Raw genomic sequence first — 15,156 nt, 5'->3', positions numbered from 1 at the left:
CGGAGCATGTTCCGTGCCCTCCCGCCGTCCGCCGCTGAACTCACGGAGGATGACCACGCCCTTGTCGAAGCAGCTCGTTCGACCATCGATGCCGTCACCGATGCGGGCCCGGACGAGGACGGTGTGCACACCATGGGCGCAGCTGTCCGCGCCGCAGACGGCCGGATCTTCACCGGCGTGAACGTCCACCACTTCACGGGCGGCCCCTGTGCCGAACTCGTGGCGCTCGGAGCAGCCCGCGCCGGCGGCGCCACCGAGCTGACGCACGTGGTCGCCGTGGGCAACCACGGCCGGGGCGTCAAGAGCCCGTGTGGCCGCGACCGTCAGGTCCTCGCTGACTACCACCCGCACGTGCGCGTCATCCTGCCCGGACCAGACGGCCTCATCAGCGTGACAGCGAGCGACCTGCTGCCGCTTGCCTTCGACCACCGCGCTGAACAGGTCTGAGACGAAGCGTCCGAGATGCGATCCGTCAGCGATGCAGCTCGGCGGGCTCAGCGTCCGTCGACATCCAGAAACGGTGGAACACTCGCCCGGCAGAGTCGGTCACCTCGTTCTCGAATCGACCCCCGTTGCCCTCGATCACGCGACGGGAGCCGAGGTTCTTCGCGTCGCAGGTCAGCAGCACTTCTTCGAGACCACGCTGGTGAGCGATACGGAGGACGCCCCGGAGTGCCCGTGTGGCAAGCCCTCGGCGTCGGCCACTCGGGCGAACGCTGTAGCCGATGTGACCGCCGTAGGAGCGGAGAAAGTCGTTCAACTCGTGACGGAGCGCGATGCTTCCCAGGTACTCGTCGTCCTCGACCATCCAGTAGTAGCTGCAAGTGACGTACCCGTCGCCCGCTGAGACGTCCTCCTCGGCACGCAGTTGCGTCACCCACCGAGCGAAGCCGCCTTCCGTCGCCAACAGTGCTGCCTCACGGATGCCGGCACCGTCCTGGTGCGCGCCCTCCCACTCGAGCATGGACTGCTGGAACGATCTGAAGAGCCGTTCAGACGGACGCTCGAGTTGCATCCAGCGATCCTAGGGCTGCCTCAGCAGCCGAGGGGCAGCGGGCTCTTTCCCGGCGCCGTCCCGCCGGATACCGTGGCCGAATGAACTGCTTCGCGAGCTGGCGCACGCGCTCCTGAAGGGACGGCCCCGGCCGTCGCTCTCCTCCACCCCGACCACGGGCGTGGAGCCTTCAGCCCGCTCATGAAAGAAGCAGAACCATGCACATCCGCGACTGCACACCGCTCGACCTGCCCGCGCTGACCGACTTGACGATCGAGGTCTTCCGACCGCTCCTTGCCGGCTCGCTCGTCCAACTTCGACCCGAAGTGACCGCGCACGACCACGGACGCTGGGAAGACGACTACCGCCACGAGGTCCCGTCCCTGCTCGCTCCCGACGAGGGAAGGCTCATCACCCTGGCGGAGGAACACTGCAAGGTCCTCGGATACGTCGGCTGGAACACCACGGGTGACTCGGCCGGGCGGCTGGAGATGGTCGCTGTCCACCCGGACGCTCGACGTCGAGGGGTCGCGCGAGCCCTCTGCTCGACCGTCCTGAGCCGCCTTGAACAGCTCGGAGTCACCGTTGTCCACATCGGGACCGGAGGCGACGAGTTCCACGCGCCAGCACGAGCGCTCTACGAATCGCTCGGCTTCATCGCGTACCCAACAGTCGACTACGCCCGGGCACTGTGAACGAGGCCGGGAGGATCGCGCTCAACGGTCCTTCCGGCCCTTGCAGGTGACGTCTTGACGGCCGGTCGGCTCCCGGAAAGGCAGTGCGGTCTGCTGGTGGTTCGAGAAGATCGCAAGCAGTTCGCCGGCAAGAAGGTCCACGCCTCCGAGCGCGATCAGGGTCCTGGACAAGGGGTTGCGACGACACGCTGCCCGGTAGCGCATCGGGTACCGGACACCCGCGACTTCTGAGCCAAGGGAATCACGCTGACGGGTGGAGAACCGGCGGAGAGCCGGAGAGCACAGATGTGGTCAGATGGCTCCGTGGAGACAGTCATCCTGACCGGCATGCCCGGCGCCGGCAAATCCACCGTGAGTCGCCTCCTCGCGGCGAAACTGCCCCGCGCCGCGCGGATCGCAGCCGACGACCTCAACGCGATGATCATCGCCGGAGCCGTATGGCCGCTTGGTCAGCCCGCCGACGAAGCCGCCCGCCAGGTCGAGCTCAGCTACCGCAACCTCGCTGCACTCACCCAGAACTTCACCGCCGCTGGCTTCGTCACCATCATCGACTGCGTCATCCCGGACGGAGCACACCTCAACCGGCTCCTCGAGCATCTCTCGTCGGATTCCTCATCCCTCGTCGTTCTCGCTCCGAGCACAGGAACGTGCAGGGAACGCAACGCGAGCAGGGAAGCGAACGAGCGGTTCACCTTCGACGGGTACGACGAGCTCGACCAAGCGATGCGTCGCGACTTCGGAGACCGCGGTTGGTGGCTCGACACCAGCGAGGTCACCGCAGACACGACCGCCGAACACATCGCCACCGGACTCGGCCTGGGAACTGCTCCGTCTCACTGAAAGATCAATCAGCGGGACAGGCTGACCGCGTGATCTGAACGGACGCAGCGAGAAGAGCAGCCATCCTCGGCGCGAACCAGCGTTCCGTCAGGCGTGACGTGCGGCGCAGAGGCAAGCTGCGCAGGTACCGTCACCGCATGAACCTCGGAGAACTGTGGCCGTTGTTCGGACTCGAGATCCGGACCCCCAGGCTGCTGCTGCGTCCCGTCCAAGATGCGGATCTCCCGGCGTTGGTGAGGGCCGCACTCGACGGCATCCACGATCCGGACCGGATGCCGTTCGGATTCCCGTGGACGGATGCTTCTCCTGCTGACCTTCCTCGGAATCTCGCGATGCATCAATGGAGCCTGCGCCAGGTCTCTCCGCAGAGCTGGACGATCCAGTTCGCTGTCATCCTCGACGGCACGGTGGTCGGAGCGCAGGACCTCGCCGCCCACGCCTTCACTGACCGCAAGACCGTCGATTCCGGCTCGTGGTTGACCAAGAACGCACAAGGTCAGGGAGTGGGCACGGAGATGCGGGCCGCGTTGCTGCTGTTCGCCTTCGACGTCCTCGGCGCGGAATGGGCGGAGTCGAGCGCTGCGGCCTGGAACACCGCGTCGCTGCGTGTGTCGTACAAGCTCGGCTATGGACCGAACGGCGTCACACGGGTGGCTCCGCGGTCAGCGCAACCAGTTGACGAGCAGCGAGTGCGCCTGTCCCGGAAAGCCTTCAACCGCCCGACCTGGAGCATCACGACCACTGGCGAGCAGGCCGTTCTCGCGCAGCTCGGCATCATCGGGCCGCAGAACGACGCGGGTCGAGCGCCGCGCTCCCGGTGACGGCACGTCCGGGACGAACCGTGCATGCCCGGGACTCTGCGAAGTTCTCGCCACGGTGAGCAAGGGTGACGTGCTGGGAGGAAGCCGCCGTCCTGGACGCCCTCCGCTGACAGTCGCTACGGTTGACCGCCGCTTGACCCAGCGGCCCCGGACCGAGGAGCGCGCATGACCACGACGACCGATGTCGACACGGCTCCGCCCCGACGGGTGACCCCGGCACTGCTCGGTCTGATCGTCGTCCTTCAGGTACTCAGCAACCTCGTGCTCCCGGGCCTCGGCATCGCGTTCGTGGCGCTGCTCTGGTGGCGACGAGCACGGCTGACCCGACCGTTCGTCGTCGTGCTGATCGTGGTCGCCGTGCTCAGCGCGGCATTCCTCGCCGTCGCCGTCGCGGACGTCCTCTGGGGTCCCCAGGTCGGGTACCAGTTCGGCTGACCGTCAGGACAGCGAGCTGTCCTCGGCCACCTCGAACGCCTCGAACCGCTCGTCGGCCAGCACGGCGTCGACCAGGGACCGTGAGCCGGCAATGATCGTCGAGTCCCAATCGATCTCCGATGCCATCACCCAGGCGTGGTCCTCGGGCCAGAGCATCTGTGGCGTGTGCTCCAGCGGGACCAGGGGCCCGAGGCGCGTGTGCTCGAGCCACGTCGGGTCGGCCAGCGTGGAAAGGTCGGTCGCAGCCAGGATGAGGTCCCGACCGGGCCAGGCGAACCGGGGCAGCGACAACGACGCCGCGACCGCGTCCTGGTCGCGCCCGTGCGCTGCAGTGTGCTCAGCCATCCACTCGCCGACTTCGGCGCGCTCCTCGGCAGTCGGGGAATCGTCCCCCTGCCACCCGAACGCCAGCATCGAGCCGCCGCTGAGGTCGCTCCGGCCGTCCCAGAACCCGGCCACGAGGTCGTCGGGCGTCGAGGTCGCGCGAGCCAGGTGTTCCGTGAGCGCTGCGAGCACCACGGGGTCGAACCAGCCCTCCTCGGGCGGCGACGCGCGCCACCCGTCCGGGAACGGCACGTCGGACTCATCGTCCCGCCCGCCGGCGGACGCCCAGGTCACCGAGGGATGCACGGCACTCCCGGTGCGGGCGGCGACGTCGGCCCATCGCCAGCGCACCTCGTCGAGCGTGGGGTGGTCCCCGTACTCGTCAGCGATCGACCGGTCCTCGCGCACCGCGGTCAGTGGGTGGAGGATGCGGGCGTACGCCGTGAAACCCGTCCCCGCGATGCCGCCGACGTCGTCGCGGTGGCCGGCCCGCGCGAGCAGCCACGTGCCACGGCCGGTGTCACGGATGAGGTTGATGCCCGGGAGCGTATCGGCGGGCTCAGACCCGGACGGGATCGATCCGCTCGTAGTGCTCGAGGAACTGCCGGGTCCGCCGCTGCTGCACCACGGCGATCATGACCGCTGCGACGACGAGCCCGACGGCGGCGACGAGGAGCGCGCTGCTGGACACGTCCGCTCCGTGACCGATGACCCGCGCCAGCTGGTTCATCGCGATCGACAGCCCGAGCCCAGCGCTCTGCACCGCCGACAGCACGATGCCGTCCCGGGACTGGAACGCGTAGTCGGCGACGACGAGCCGTTCGTCCGCGGTCAGGTCGTCGATCGAGTCGCGTCGGATCGCCCGGCGGATCCGGCGGACGGCGTCCTGGTCACCGAACCGCCTGCCGTTCGACCAGGGCGTCCCCAACGACGCCCGCAGCGTCAACGCCGTGATCATGAGGGCCAGCCCCGCAACCGAGGCCCCGATGACCACGGAGCGCCAGCCCAGACCGACGAGGAATCCGACGAGGATGCTCGTCACGACGAACACCACGACCGGCACGACCACCATCCGCGTCGCCGCGACGCGCATGACGAGCCGACCGTCCCCATCAGTGACACTGCGCATGATGGCCCCCTCGCCGTCGTCGTCGTCCGTCGAGCATACGCACCCCGGCCGCGCCGAACCCCCGCACCCCGGCCGCGCCCCTACGATCGCAGCGTGACGAACCACTCGCCGCCCCAGGAGTCGCAGGCCTGGCTCCTCCGGAACCCTTGGGCGGTCTCCCTCGGCAGCGCCGGCTTCGTCCTCGCGATGCTCTGGATCGCCGCGTCGGTCGACTGGGACCTCGGCGCGACGATCGGCGGCGGTTCCCGACACGCCCCGCTCTGGCTGCTCCTCCTGCTCGGCGGACCGCTGTTCGGCGCGGGCGTCGTGGTGGGCATCGTGCGCCAGGTCCGCGTGCTGACCGGGCACACGCCCGGGGCGCCGACTGACCTGCCGCAGGACGGCTTCCGTCGGCTCGTCGTCGTGAGTCCGCACGGCGCCGGTCGCGCTCCGATCGCGGTGGCGTACTTCCGCCGGCTCCTGCCACCGGACGTCGAGGTCACCGCGAGGGCGCTCGACCCTGCCGTCCGGGTCGACCCCGAGGTGGTGGTCGCCATGCACCTCGACGGTGTCGAAATCGCCCCCGACGCGGTCCCGGTCCGCCTCGAGCCGCAGGACCTCGTCGACGCTGACCTCGTCGTCCGCATCGGCTGTCGGGACACCTGCCCCGTGCCACGCGGGACCCAGGTGCAGGACTGGTTCGTCGAGGCCGGAGTCGGCGGAGTCGTCGCGTGGTCGGCCGTCCGCGACGCGATCCACGGCCGCGTCGACCGGCTCGCCCAACAGCTCGGCGTCGAGACCGCGGCGAGTCGCCCCAGCGACGTCCCCTGACCGGCCGCAACACCCCGCTCACGTCTGCCGAGCGGTCACCACCCGTCGGCCGAGGCGGCGCGCAGCGACCATCTATGGCCACTCGGCGGCTGGCCGACGGGGTGTCGTGACCGGTCGCGTCCGGCGACACGACCCCGGACGGACTGGAGGCTCGGTGCCGGGCCGGCACCGAGCCTCCAGTCCGCAGCTGGTCACCTCAGACGGAGCGGGACCCTGCTTCGGTCAGCCGCTCGCGACCGGCGCGCGCTTCGCGCACCGCCGGACCGAAGTCCACCGTCCGGCCGTCCACCAGGAACCGGTCGTCCCCGAGACGCTCGACGACGGGGGACTGTCCGAGGAACCGCTCCAGCGCCACGCGCTCCGGGGCCTCGAGCCACGCGACGGGGTCTGAGGTCGACCGGAAGCCGGACACGACGGCGAGGTCGGCGATCGTCTGTCGCTGCTCGGCTGTCAGGGTGGTCTCGCGGGAGCGGAAGTACGCGACGTCGGGGTCGACCTGGTACAGGTCGCGCATCCAGAGCCGGGGGACCGACGCGGCGACGCCGTTGAGCCCGCCCTCGTGGCTCGGGTCGGCGACGCAGGCCGGGTAGGTCCAGTCGGATGCGGTGTCCGGTCCGACACGCACGCCGTCGAAGACCCCGACCGACGGCACCATCGGCACACCGCAGCCGAGCAGGTACACGTCGGGCCCGGCGGCTGCGCGGATCAGCTCGACGGCGTCACGCCAGACGCGCTCGCGCGGCAGGTCCTGGTGCCGGACACCACGCAGGGCCCCGGCGTACATGAAGTCGAGCTTGAGGTAGCGGAAGCCCCAGCCGACCACCCGGCGGATGACCGTGTCGAGGTGCTCCTGCACGTCGGGTCGGGTGGTGTCGAGGGCGAAGTAGTGCGAGTCCCAGTTGTGCCCGGCGACGAGCGGGCCGCCGGACGGGTCCTGCACCAACCACTCGGGGTGCTCCGTGGCCGTCCGTGAACCGGGCAGGCAGATCAGCGGGGCGAGCCAGAGCCCTGGGCGCGAACCCCGTGCGGCCAGTCGCTCGGCGAGGGCGTCCATGCCGGACGGGAACTTCTCGTTCGGCAGCCAGTCGCCGACGATCGTCTCCCACCCGTCGTCGACCTGCACGACGTCGATCGGCAGCGTGCCGAGGTCGTCGACGGCGGTCGTGATCAGCTGTTCGTCGATGTCCTCGAAGTACGAGTACCAGCTGCACCAGAGCGTCGAGACCGGGGGAGCGGTCGGGGTCCCGAGGCGTTCCCGGAGCAGTTCCGCGTACCGGGCGAAGACCGTGTCCTCGGGTCCCAGGCCGAGGAACCAGCCCGAGCCGTCGTCGTGCTCGACGGTGCCGCTGAGTTCCGTGGGCGACGCCCCGACACGCGGCGTCCCGAGGCCGAGGGCGCCGAGCAGCAGCATGCGTCCGTCGGCCAGGCGGACGGCGCCGACGCCGTTGCCCTCGTGCCGGTCCGGCGTGTCGTTGGCGGCGTCGTCGGCGGTCTGGCGGCGCTCGTCGTCACCCCAGATCCGCAGGGGGCTCTCGTCGAGCGGCGCCCAGCCCGAGGGCGACCACGAGGTCCAGCCCTGACGGTGGAACTCGGTGACGTCCGTGTCGAGCATGACGGAGACCGGGCCGGAGCCGACGAGCCACCCCTGCGCGGTGGCGACGAGTCCCTCCGCGTCGGCGATGGTCGTCCCGTCGAAGCGGAGTGGTCTGGTCATGGCGTACGTCCTCGTCGTCCGGTGCCGCGGTGCACGGCCATCGTCGAGCGTATGGCCGCGACACGACGACGGACAGGAGGCTCCACGCGCGTCCGGCGAGTGGGGCGTCCTGTCCGGAGGTGGTCGGGTCAGACGTCGCGCGAGCGCGCCACCGCGATGGCGATCGCACCGATGACGACGACCTCGCCCGCGAGGACGCCGAAGCCGCTCCAGCCGTTCAGCACGAGACCGGTCACGTCCCTCGCACCGCTGTACGAGTACGCGTACAGCTCGGCGCCCGCCGCGGACGGCAGCAGGGTCGCGACGTCGGCGACCCACTGGGCCTGCGTCAGCTCGGCGAAGATCGACAGGATCACCGGGAGCACCAGGAAGATCCCGAGCGTGATGGCGATGCCGCCGGCGCTCGACCGGACCAGCAGGCCGATGCCGTAGGCGAACAGTGCCACCAGCGTCACGTACACGGAGGCGCCGAGGATCGGCATCCACACCGCCGGGTCGGTGAACTCGGGGTGGATGTCCTTGCTGGCCTGCAGGCCGGCGGAGACCGCGACACCGATCCCGGTCGAGACGACGCTGACGACGAAGGTCGCGAGCGCCAGGACGAACGCCTTGGCGAGGATGACGCCCGTGCGGCCCGGGTCGGCCGTGAAGGTGGAGCGGACCTGCCCGGTGCCGTACTCACCCGTGATGATGAGCACACCGAGCACGCCGACGACGAGCGCCGTCAGGGAGACGCTGACCGTGTTGATGTTGACGAAGCCGCCGTTGACGGCCTCCTGCGGCATCTGTCCCGCGCCCTGGTCGATGACGGCGCCGAGGAGCACGGCCATCGCGATCGTCAGCAGGACCAGGATCGCGTAGCACCAGATGGTGGAGCGGATGCTGCGGAGCTTGATCCACTCGCTGCGGACCAGGCGCGGGAAGCTCAGGCCGACGCTGTCCGGCACGGAGGCCTCGCGGTGTCGGTGCTGCTGGGCCGGGGCGGTGTTCGGCGCGCTCATCGGACGCCCTCCGATCGGTACTCGACGTCGTCGCGGGTGAGGGCCATGTACGCCTCTTCCAGGCTGGCGCCCATCGGGGTGAGCTCGTGGAGCACGACGCCGGCCCGGGCGGCGATGGTGCCGACCGTCGGGGCGTCGGGGCCGACCACGAGGAAGGAGCCGTCCTCCCGCGGGGTGACCGCGGTGGCGGCCTGCCCGATCGCGGCGAAGAGCTGGTCCGGTGACGGGGTGCGCACGACGACGCGGCTGCCACCACCCTGGCCGTCGGCGGAACCGCCACCGGCGACGAACTCGGCGATGGGGGCGTCCGCGAGCACCTTGCCGCGGCCGAGGACGACCACGCGGTCCGCGGTCTGCGCCATCTCGCTCATCAGGTGGCTGGAGAGGAAGACGGTGCGGCCGTCTGCGGCCATCCGTCGGGCGAGCTGTCGGACCCACAGCACGCCGTCGGGGTCGAGGCCGTTGACCGGCTCGTCGAGGATGAGGGTCTTCGGGTCGCCGAGCAGTGCCGCGGCGATCCCGAGGCGCTGGCCCATGCCGAGCGAGAAGCCGCCGACGCGCTTGCGGGCGACGGAGTCGAGCCCGGTCATGTCGATGACCTCGTGCACGCGGGACTTGGGGATGCCGTGGGTGGCCGCGAGGGAGAGCAGGTGGTTGTAGGCGCTGCGGCCGGAGTGGACCGCCTTGGCCTCGAGCAGGGCACCGACCTGCCGGAGCGGGTCACGGAAGGCGGTGTAGGGCTTCCCGTTCACGGTCGCGGTGCCGGCGCTCGGCCGGTCCAGTCCCATGATCATGCGCATCGTGGTGGACTTCCCGGCGCCGTTGGGGCCGAGGAATCCGGTCACGCTGCCCGGCCGCACGACGAACGAGACGTCGTCGACGGCGAGCTTGGGACCGTAACGTTTGGTGAGATGGTCGACTTCGATCACGCCCGCCACGCTAGGACAACCGGTGCGTCGGGCGCCTCCCCCGGGAGTATGAGATCTGATGTGTGATCGGCCGCCGCGAGCGCCCCGTAGTGTCGCCCCATGACCACTGCAGGAACCGCAACGCCGCTGCTCCGACTCGGCGTCCTGGCGCACTCCGCCAAGGCCGACGAGTGGCGACTCCCCGTCCACCCGGCGCACATCGCCCGGATCGACCCCGACCTGCGCGCCGCGATGGTGCTGGAGCGTGGGTACGGGCTGCGGTTCGGTGTCCCGGACGACCAGATCGAACCGCTCGTCCGGGCGATGGCCGACCGTGCCGAGGTCATCGCCGCCGCTGACGTCGTCCTGCTCCCGAAGCCCCTCGCCGCCGACCTCGAGGACCTGCGCGACGGCCAGGTGCTCTGGGGCTGGCCGCACTGCGTGCAGGACCGAGCGTTGACCCAGTCCGCGATCGACAAGCGTCTGACGCTCATCGCCTGGGAGGCCATGAACCACTGGCGCGCCGACGGCGGCTTCGGGCTGCACGTCTTCCACAAGAACAACGAGCTCGCCGGCTACTGCTCGGTCATCCACGCGATGCAGCTCTGCGGGTCGACCGGGGACTACGGCCGCCGGCTCTCCGCCGTGGTGATCGGCTTCGGGGCCACGGCCCGCGGTGCCGTCACCGCACTGAACGCCCACGGGGTCCACGACGTGCGCGTCCTGACGAACCGGGACATCGCCGCGGTGGGGTCACCGATCCCGTCCGTCGACATGCTGCACTTCGAGCACGACCCGGAAGCGCCCTACGCCAGCACGGTGGACACCCCCGACGGGCCGGTCGCACTCGCGCCGTACCTCGCCGACCACGACATCGTCGTGAACTGCACGCTGCAGGACCCGAACGCACCCCTGACGTACCTGCGCGAGGTCGACCTCGAGGCCTTCCGTCCCGGCAGCCTCGTCGTCGACGTCTCCATCGACCCGGGCATGGGCTTCGACTGGGCCCGCGCGACGTCCTTCGACGAGCCCCTGGTGACCGTCGGGGAGTGGACCAACTACTACGCCGTCGACCACAGCCCGTCGCTGCTCTGGAACTCGGCTACGTGGGAGATCAGCGAGGCGCTGCTGCCGTTCCTCCGCCCGGTGATGGAGGGCAGCACGTCCTGGCAGGAGTGTGAGCCGATCCGCCGCGCGATCGAGATCGAGGACGGGCAGGTCCGCAACGAGGCGATCCTCGCGTTCCAGGGTCGCACAGCCGAGTACCCCCACGAGGCCTCGTGAGCGCCCCCGGCGGCGACACCGGGCTGGACGACGAGTTCGCCAGCGCCTGAGGACCGGGCATCGGCGTCGAGGTCTGGTCGACCACCTGCACGTGGTGGTCGTGCCGATCGTGCTCGGTCGTGCCGATCGTGCTCGGTCGTGGCGAGCGGCTCTGGGACGGGCTGGAAGGCATGGAGGAGCGCTTCGAGGTCACCACCACCCCGTCCCGTCCGCGGTGGTGCACCTGGCGTTCGAGCGACGCACCGACGAGCTGCAGTTCGAACGGGGGTCCGGCCTCCGAGCAACCACGCAGCGACCTCGGAGCGAGCCCTGAGGAACACGGTCCGGAGCAGTCCTACGATAACGGCAGATCCGGCGTCCAGGCCGGACACCACGACACCACGACACCGAAAGGGGACTCCCTCATGACCATGACGTTCGATCCTTTCACCGAACTGGACCGTCTCACCGGGGCGCTGCTCGGCGGCCGTCAGAGCCTCAAGCCGATGCCCGTCGACCTGCACCGCGACGGCGACCAGTACGTCCTCAACGCCGACCTGCCCGGCATCGACCCCGGTTCGGTCGACGTCAACGTGGACGGGCAGCTCCTCACGATCCGCGCTGAGCGCAGCGCCCCGGAGCGGTCCGGCAGCGGCTGGCTGCTGCAGGAGCGTCCGCACGGCTCGTACCTGCGGCAGTTCAGCCTCGGCGAGGGCGTCGACTCCGATGCCATCTCCGCGCACTACGACAACGGTGTGCTCTCCCTCGTCATCCCGGTCACGCCGAAGGCCAAGCCCCGGAAGATCGCGATCTCGAGCGGCGCCCCCACCGACCAGCAGGCAATCGCCGGCTGAGGCACACGGACGGCACTGCGGTGGAACTCGTCGCCTCGGTGGAGACGCCGGACGCAGCGGTCCACGACGCGGAAATGGTGATCGTCGACGCGCTGTTCGCGGACGTCGTCCGCGGGCTGGTCCTGACGACGACCACGGCGGTCCCGCCCGACCGGAGATGTCCGGTCGACGGCCGGCCCCAGTGGCTGGTCCGGCGGGCGCACCGCCCGCTGCGGGAGATCCGCTCGTGGATCGGCTGGTGGGCGAGGTCGCCCCCGGCGCACACTCCCTGACCACGGACTGGAGGCCCGGTGCCAGCTGGCACCGGGCCTCCAGTCCGTGGCGCTGCCGCGTCGCAGCGGCGAGACGTCGACGTGTCAGGCGGTGCGGGGTGTCGGTGTCTGCCGTCCGGCCGCCGACGCGATGACGACGGCGACCACGAGGAGCGCCAGCGGGACGAGCATCGCGACCCGCAGGCCGAGGTGCTCACCGAGGAAACCGAGGGCGGGCGGGCCGACCAGGAACGCGACGTAGCCGGCGGTCGCGACGACGGACACCCGGCGGTCACCGTCGGTGGGGTGGTCGCCGGCGGCCGACACGGCGAGCGGGAACCCGAGCGCGATGCCGAGCCCCCAGACGGCGGCGGCCGCGGCGGTCACGACCGGTGACGGCGACAGCACGACGGCCACCACGCCGACGGCGCCGACGACCGCGCACGTGCGGATGACCGTCGCCCGACCGAACCGGGTGACGAGGGGCGTCCCGGCGGAGCGGCCGATGAGCATCGCGACGGAGAAGCCGGTGAAGACGAGGGAGCCGAGGACCTCGGGGGCGTCGTGGTCGCTCGTCATGAGCAGGGGGAGCCAGTCGCTCGCGGCACCCTCGGCGAAGGCCATCGCGAGGGTGATGACGGCGATGAGCAGGAGTTGCACGGTGATGACGGAGCGTCGGCGGGCGGTGCGCGCCGCGGCACCGGGGATGCCGGGCTCGGCGGCCGTGTCGAGGTCGGCAGCCGCAGCCGCAGCCACAGCCGCAGCCGCGTCCGGGTCGGGACGGGGCATCGGGCGGAGGTTCAGCGCGGCGACGAGGGCGAGCGCGGCCATCACGACGGCGGCCACGGGCAGGTGCACCACCACGGGCACCCGAGCCGCGGTCATGGCGATGCCGACGAGTCCGCCGGCGACGGTGCCGAGGCTGAAGCAGGCGTGCAGGACCGGCACGACCGGACGCTCGATGACCCGTTCGACGGCAGCCGCCTCGACGTTCAGGCCGATCTCGGCGACCCCGGCCCCGAACCCGACGAGGAACAGGCCGATCCAGACCCCGGCGGGCAGCTGCGCCGGGGCCGTGAGCCCGACCAGCAGGACTCCGATCACGGGCAGTGCGCCGCCGAGCAGCACGAGCGGTCGGGTCCCGACGCGGCGGATGAGCGCGCCGGCGCCGAGGATGCCGATCATCGAGCCGACGGAGAGGCCGAAGAGGACGAGGCCCATCGCCTCGAGCGAGGCGCCGAGGTCGTCGCGGACGGCCGGCGTGCGGGTGATCCAGGACGCGATCCCGAACCCGGTCATGGTGGACGTGGCGAAGAGTGCCACGCGGTGACGTCGGGTCGGCAGCGGCGCCGTTGCGGTTCCCACGTCTCCACTCTGGCAGGTCGGTGCGGTGCGCGTGCCCGGGTGCGGAATGCACAGGGCACCTCGTCGCGCTGACTCTCCACAGGTGCGCACTTCCCGGCACCGCCCACATCGACGCCATGTCAGGCTGTGACACCCATGGAACTCATCGCACCCGAACTCGTCGTCGTGCTCGCCACGGCGATCGCCGTCGCCACGGCGGTCTCCGGACGCCTGCGGATCGCACCACCCGTCCTGCTGCTCGCCTTCGGCGCCGGCATCGCGTTCATCCCCGTCTTCGGGAAGCTGGAGCTGCCGGCCGACGCGGTCCTGCTGCTGTTCCTGCCCACGCTGTTGTACTGGGAGAGCCTGACGATCTCGCTGCGGGAGATCCGCGCGAACTTCCGCGGCATCCTGCTCATGGGCACGCTGCTCGTCGTGCTGACGGCCGGCGGGGTCGCCACGCTGCTGAACCTGCTCGGGATGCCGTGGGGACCGGCATGGGTGCTCGGCGCTGCCGTCGCCCCGACCGACGCCACCGCCGTCGGTGCGTTGACGCGGTCGTTGCCGCGGCGGAACACCACGGTGCTCCGCGCGGAGAGCCTGGTGAACGACGGCACGACGCTCGTGATCTACGGCATCGCGGTCGCGGTGACCGCGGGGGAGCAGACACTCACGGTCTGGAACGTCTCCGGCATGCTGCTGCTCTCCTACGTCGGGGGCATCGCGGCGGGGCTGCTGGTGTCCTGGCTCGGGATGCTGGTGCTGCGCCGGGTGTCGGCGGTGATCCTCGAGAACATGCTGACGCTGCTCGTGCCGTTCGTCGCCTTCCTCGCGGCCGAGGCGATCGGGGCCTCCGGCGTGCTCGCGGTCGTCGTGGCCGGGCTCGTCGTCAGCCAGGTCGCCCCGAAGCTGGACCGCGCGGAGACCCGACAGCAGGTGCGCTCGTTCTGGTCGTTCGCCACGTTCCTGCTCAACGGCGCCCTGTTCGTGCTCGTCGGGATCGAGGCCACGATCGCCATCCGGGAACTCGAGGCCCGCGAGCTCCTGGTCGGCCTCGGCATGATCGGGCTGGTGTCGCTCGCGGTCGTCGTGCTCCGCTTCGCGTTCCTCAACCTGTCGTGGGGCACCATCCGACTCGTGACCCTGCGCACCGGCGGCAGTCCGCGCGAAGGGCACCGCGACCGCGTGGTGAGCGGCTTCACGGGCTTCCGCGGCGCTGTCTCGCTCGCAGCAGCGGTCGCCGTGCCGCGCATGGTCGAGGGCGGCGGCGCGTTCCCCGAGCGTGACCTCATCGTCTTCGTGGTCGCCGGTGTCGTCGTCGTGACGATCGTCGCGCAGTCGCTCGTGCTGCCCGCGGTGGTCCGGTGGGCGGACTTCGACGGCAGCGGCGAGGTGGTCGAGGAACGCCGCCGGGCCGAGCGCCTGGCGATCGAGGAAGCGCTCGACGCCCTGCCCCGCCTGGCCAAGCGGTCGGGCGCCGACGCCGAGGTCGTGCAGCGCATCCAGGACGAGTACGAGGGCCACCTCGCCCTCGTGCGCGCCGAGCAGAGCGACGACGACGACCACCCGCTCCTGCAGCAGCGGGGCGCAGCGGTGGAGCTCGAACTCGCGCTCGTCCGGCTGAAGTCGGCGAAGGTGATCAAGATGCGCGACGACGGCGAGATCGACGACCTCGTGCTGCGCCAGGTGCGCGCGGAGTACGACGCCGAGGAGACCCGGCTGCTCCGGCAGGGCGAGCGGGAGTAGGCACGACCGAGGCGACCGGGCGCGCCC

Annotated in this window: 17 protein-coding genes; 10 read left to right on the top strand and 7 right to left on the bottom strand. The window is 70.8% G+C overall.

Going from position 1 to position 15,156, the window contains the following annotated elements:
- The first annotated feature begins 6 nt into the window (after window positions 1-6).
- Entirely contained in the window at window positions 7-447 is a 441-nt protein-coding gene (locus ITJ68_RS09225) for a cytidine deaminase family protein (RefSeq protein WP_194660988.1), read from the top strand.
- Window positions 448-472: 25 nt separating this feature from the next.
- Here the strand turns inward: ITJ68_RS09225 and ITJ68_RS09220 are convergent, their stop codons facing one another.
- Window positions 473-1,015, bottom strand: coding sequence for a GNAT family N-acetyltransferase (locus tag ITJ68_RS09220; RefSeq protein ID WP_194660987.1), 543 nt, complete (start codon window positions 1,013-1,015; stop codon window positions 473-475).
- Between the two features lie 245 nt (window positions 1,016-1,260).
- On the opposite strand from ITJ68_RS09220, the gene ITJ68_RS09215 reads away from it, so the two are divergent.
- The 4 genes from ITJ68_RS09215 to ITJ68_RS09200 all read left to right on the top strand — a co-directional run bounded on the left by ITJ68_RS09215 (window position 1,261) and on the right by ITJ68_RS09200 (window position 3,785).
- The gene (locus ITJ68_RS09215) at window positions 1,261-1,689 is read left to right on the top strand and encodes a GNAT family N-acetyltransferase (RefSeq protein WP_228505195.1); all 429 of its coding nucleotides are present in this window, start codon (window positions 1,261-1,263) and stop codon (window positions 1,687-1,689) included.
- A 303-nt stretch (window positions 1,690-1,992) separates the two neighbouring features.
- Window positions 1,993-2,529, top strand: coding sequence for an AAA family ATPase (locus tag ITJ68_RS09210; protein WP_323743265.1), 537 nt, complete (start codon window positions 1,993-1,995; stop codon window positions 2,527-2,529).
- Between the two features lie 137 nt (window positions 2,530-2,666).
- The gene (locus tag ITJ68_RS09205; protein WP_194660984.1) at window positions 2,667-3,350 is read left to right on the top strand and encodes a GNAT family N-acetyltransferase; all 684 of its coding nucleotides are present in this window, start codon (window positions 2,667-2,669) and stop codon (window positions 3,348-3,350) included.
- Window positions 3,351-3,515: 165 nt separating this feature from the next.
- Window positions 3,516-3,785, top strand: coding sequence for a hypothetical protein (locus tag ITJ68_RS09200; protein WP_194660983.1), 270 nt, complete (start codon window positions 3,516-3,518; stop codon window positions 3,783-3,785).
- Window positions 3,786-3,788: 3 nt separating this feature from the next.
- On the opposite strand, the gene ITJ68_RS09195 is transcribed toward ITJ68_RS09200, so the two are convergent.
- Window positions 3,789-4,517 (bottom strand): hypothetical protein, encoded by a 729-nt coding sequence (locus tag ITJ68_RS09195; protein WP_194660982.1) that lies wholly within the window; start codon window positions 4,515-4,517, stop codon window positions 3,789-3,791.
- Window positions 4,518-4,668: 151 nt separating this feature from the next.
- Window positions 4,669-5,238: a hypothetical protein gene (locus tag ITJ68_RS09190; protein WP_194660981.1), complete on the bottom strand. Its 570-nt coding sequence runs from the start codon at window positions 5,236-5,238 to the stop codon at window positions 4,669-4,671.
- 93 nt (window positions 5,239-5,331) lie between these two features.
- Between ITJ68_RS09190 and ITJ68_RS09185 the strand changes: the two genes are divergently transcribed.
- The gene (locus ITJ68_RS09185; RefSeq protein ID WP_194660980.1) at window positions 5,332-6,048 is read left to right on the top strand and encodes a hypothetical protein; all 717 of its coding nucleotides are present in this window, start codon (window positions 5,332-5,334) and stop codon (window positions 6,046-6,048) included.
- A gap of 196 nt (window positions 6,049-6,244) precedes the next feature.
- Here the strand turns inward: ITJ68_RS09185 and ITJ68_RS09180 are convergent, their stop codons facing one another.
- The 3 genes from ITJ68_RS09180 to ITJ68_RS09170 all read right to left on the bottom strand — a co-directional run bounded on the left by ITJ68_RS09180 (window position 6,245) and on the right by ITJ68_RS09170 (window position 9,692).
- The gene (locus ITJ68_RS09180) at window positions 6,245-7,762 is read right to left on the bottom strand and encodes a glycoside hydrolase family 36 protein (protein ID WP_194660979.1); all 1,518 of its coding nucleotides are present in this window, start codon (window positions 7,760-7,762) and stop codon (window positions 6,245-6,247) included.
- Between the two features lie 128 nt (window positions 7,763-7,890).
- A complete protein-coding gene (locus tag ITJ68_RS09175; RefSeq protein ID WP_194660978.1) occupies window positions 7,891-8,763 on the bottom strand; it encodes an ABC transporter permease in 873 nt (290 codons plus the stop codon).
- Window positions 8,760-9,692: an ABC transporter ATP-binding protein gene (locus tag ITJ68_RS09170; protein WP_194660977.1), complete on the bottom strand. Its 933-nt coding sequence runs from the start codon at window positions 9,690-9,692 to the stop codon at window positions 8,760-8,762. Before ITJ68_RS09170 ends, ITJ68_RS09175 begins: the two co-directional genes overlap by 4 nt.
- A gap of 99 nt (window positions 9,693-9,791) precedes the next feature.
- Here ITJ68_RS09170 and ITJ68_RS09165 point away from each other — a divergent pair, with 99 nt between their 5' ends.
- The 3 genes from ITJ68_RS09165 (at window position 9,792) to ITJ68_RS09155 (ending at window position 12,060) form a co-directional block, all read left to right on the top strand.
- Window positions 9,792-10,955 (top strand): N(5)-(carboxyethyl)ornithine synthase, encoded by a 1,164-nt coding sequence (locus ITJ68_RS09165; protein WP_194660976.1) that lies wholly within the window; start codon window positions 9,792-9,794, stop codon window positions 10,953-10,955.
- A gap of 404 nt (window positions 10,956-11,359) precedes the next feature.
- Window positions 11,360-11,788 carry an Hsp20/alpha crystallin family protein gene (locus ITJ68_RS09160; protein WP_194660975.1) on the top strand — a complete coding sequence of 143 codons (429 nt, stop codon included), beginning with the start codon at window positions 11,360-11,362 and terminating at the stop codon, window positions 11,786-11,788.
- Between the two features lie 20 nt (window positions 11,789-11,808).
- The gene (locus ITJ68_RS09155; protein WP_194660974.1) at window positions 11,809-12,060 is read left to right on the top strand and encodes a hypothetical protein; all 252 of its coding nucleotides are present in this window, start codon (window positions 11,809-11,811) and stop codon (window positions 12,058-12,060) included.
- 84 nt (window positions 12,061-12,144) lie between these two features.
- On the opposite strand, the gene ITJ68_RS09150 is transcribed toward ITJ68_RS09155, so the two are convergent.
- Complete coding sequence (locus ITJ68_RS09150) at window positions 12,145-13,404, bottom strand: MFS transporter (RefSeq protein ID WP_323743264.1); 1,260 nt, start codon at window positions 13,402-13,404, stop codon at window positions 12,145-12,147.
- A 135-nt stretch (window positions 13,405-13,539) separates the two neighbouring features.
- Here ITJ68_RS09150 and ITJ68_RS09145 point away from each other — a divergent pair, with 135 nt between their 5' ends.
- Entirely contained in the window at window positions 13,540-15,129 is a 1,590-nt protein-coding gene (locus tag ITJ68_RS09145) for a Na+/H+ antiporter (RefSeq protein ID WP_194660973.1), read from the top strand.
- The last annotated feature ends 27 nt before the right edge of the window (window positions 15,130-15,156 follow it).

This window comes from Curtobacterium sp. VKM Ac-1395 (genome assembly GCF_015350975.1).
Classification (GTDB): Bacteria; Actinomycetota; Actinomycetes; order Actinomycetales; family Microbacteriaceae; genus Curtobacterium.
Note: the sequence above shows the minus strand (reverse complement) of the source record. Positions and strands in the feature narration are given on the sequence as shown.

Coding starts and splice junctions, on each gene's coding strand:
- ITJ68_RS09175 (WP_194660978.1), bottom strand. CDS start 8,763: ATGAGCGCGCCGAACACCGCCCCGGCCCAGCAGCACCGACACCGCGAG.
- ITJ68_RS09225 (WP_194660988.1), top strand. CDS start 7: ATGTTCCGTGCCCTCCCGCCGTCCGCCGCTGAACTCACGGAGGATGAC.
- ITJ68_RS09190 (WP_194660981.1), bottom strand. CDS start 5,238: ATGCGCAGTGTCACTGATGGGGACGGTCGGCTCGTCATGCGCGTCGCG.
- ITJ68_RS09200 (WP_194660983.1), top strand. CDS start 3,516: ATGACCACGACGACCGATGTCGACACGGCTCCGCCCCGACGGGTGACC.
- ITJ68_RS09205 (WP_194660984.1), top strand. CDS start 2,667: ATGAACCTCGGAGAACTGTGGCCGTTGTTCGGACTCGAGATCCGGACC.
- ITJ68_RS09180 (WP_194660979.1), bottom strand. CDS start 7,762: ATGACCAGACCACTCCGCTTCGACGGGACGACCATCGCCGACGCGGAG.
- ITJ68_RS09145 (WP_194660973.1), top strand. CDS start 13,540: ATGGAACTCATCGCACCCGAACTCGTCGTCGTGCTCGCCACGGCGATC.
- ITJ68_RS09165 (WP_194660976.1), top strand. CDS start 9,792: ATGACCACTGCAGGAACCGCAACGCCGCTGCTCCGACTCGGCGTCCTG.
- ITJ68_RS09220 (WP_194660987.1), bottom strand. CDS start 1,015: ATGCAACTCGAGCGTCCGTCTGAACGGCTCTTCAGATCGTTCCAGCAG.
- ITJ68_RS09160 (WP_194660975.1), top strand. CDS start 11,360: ATGACCATGACGTTCGATCCTTTCACCGAACTGGACCGTCTCACCGGG.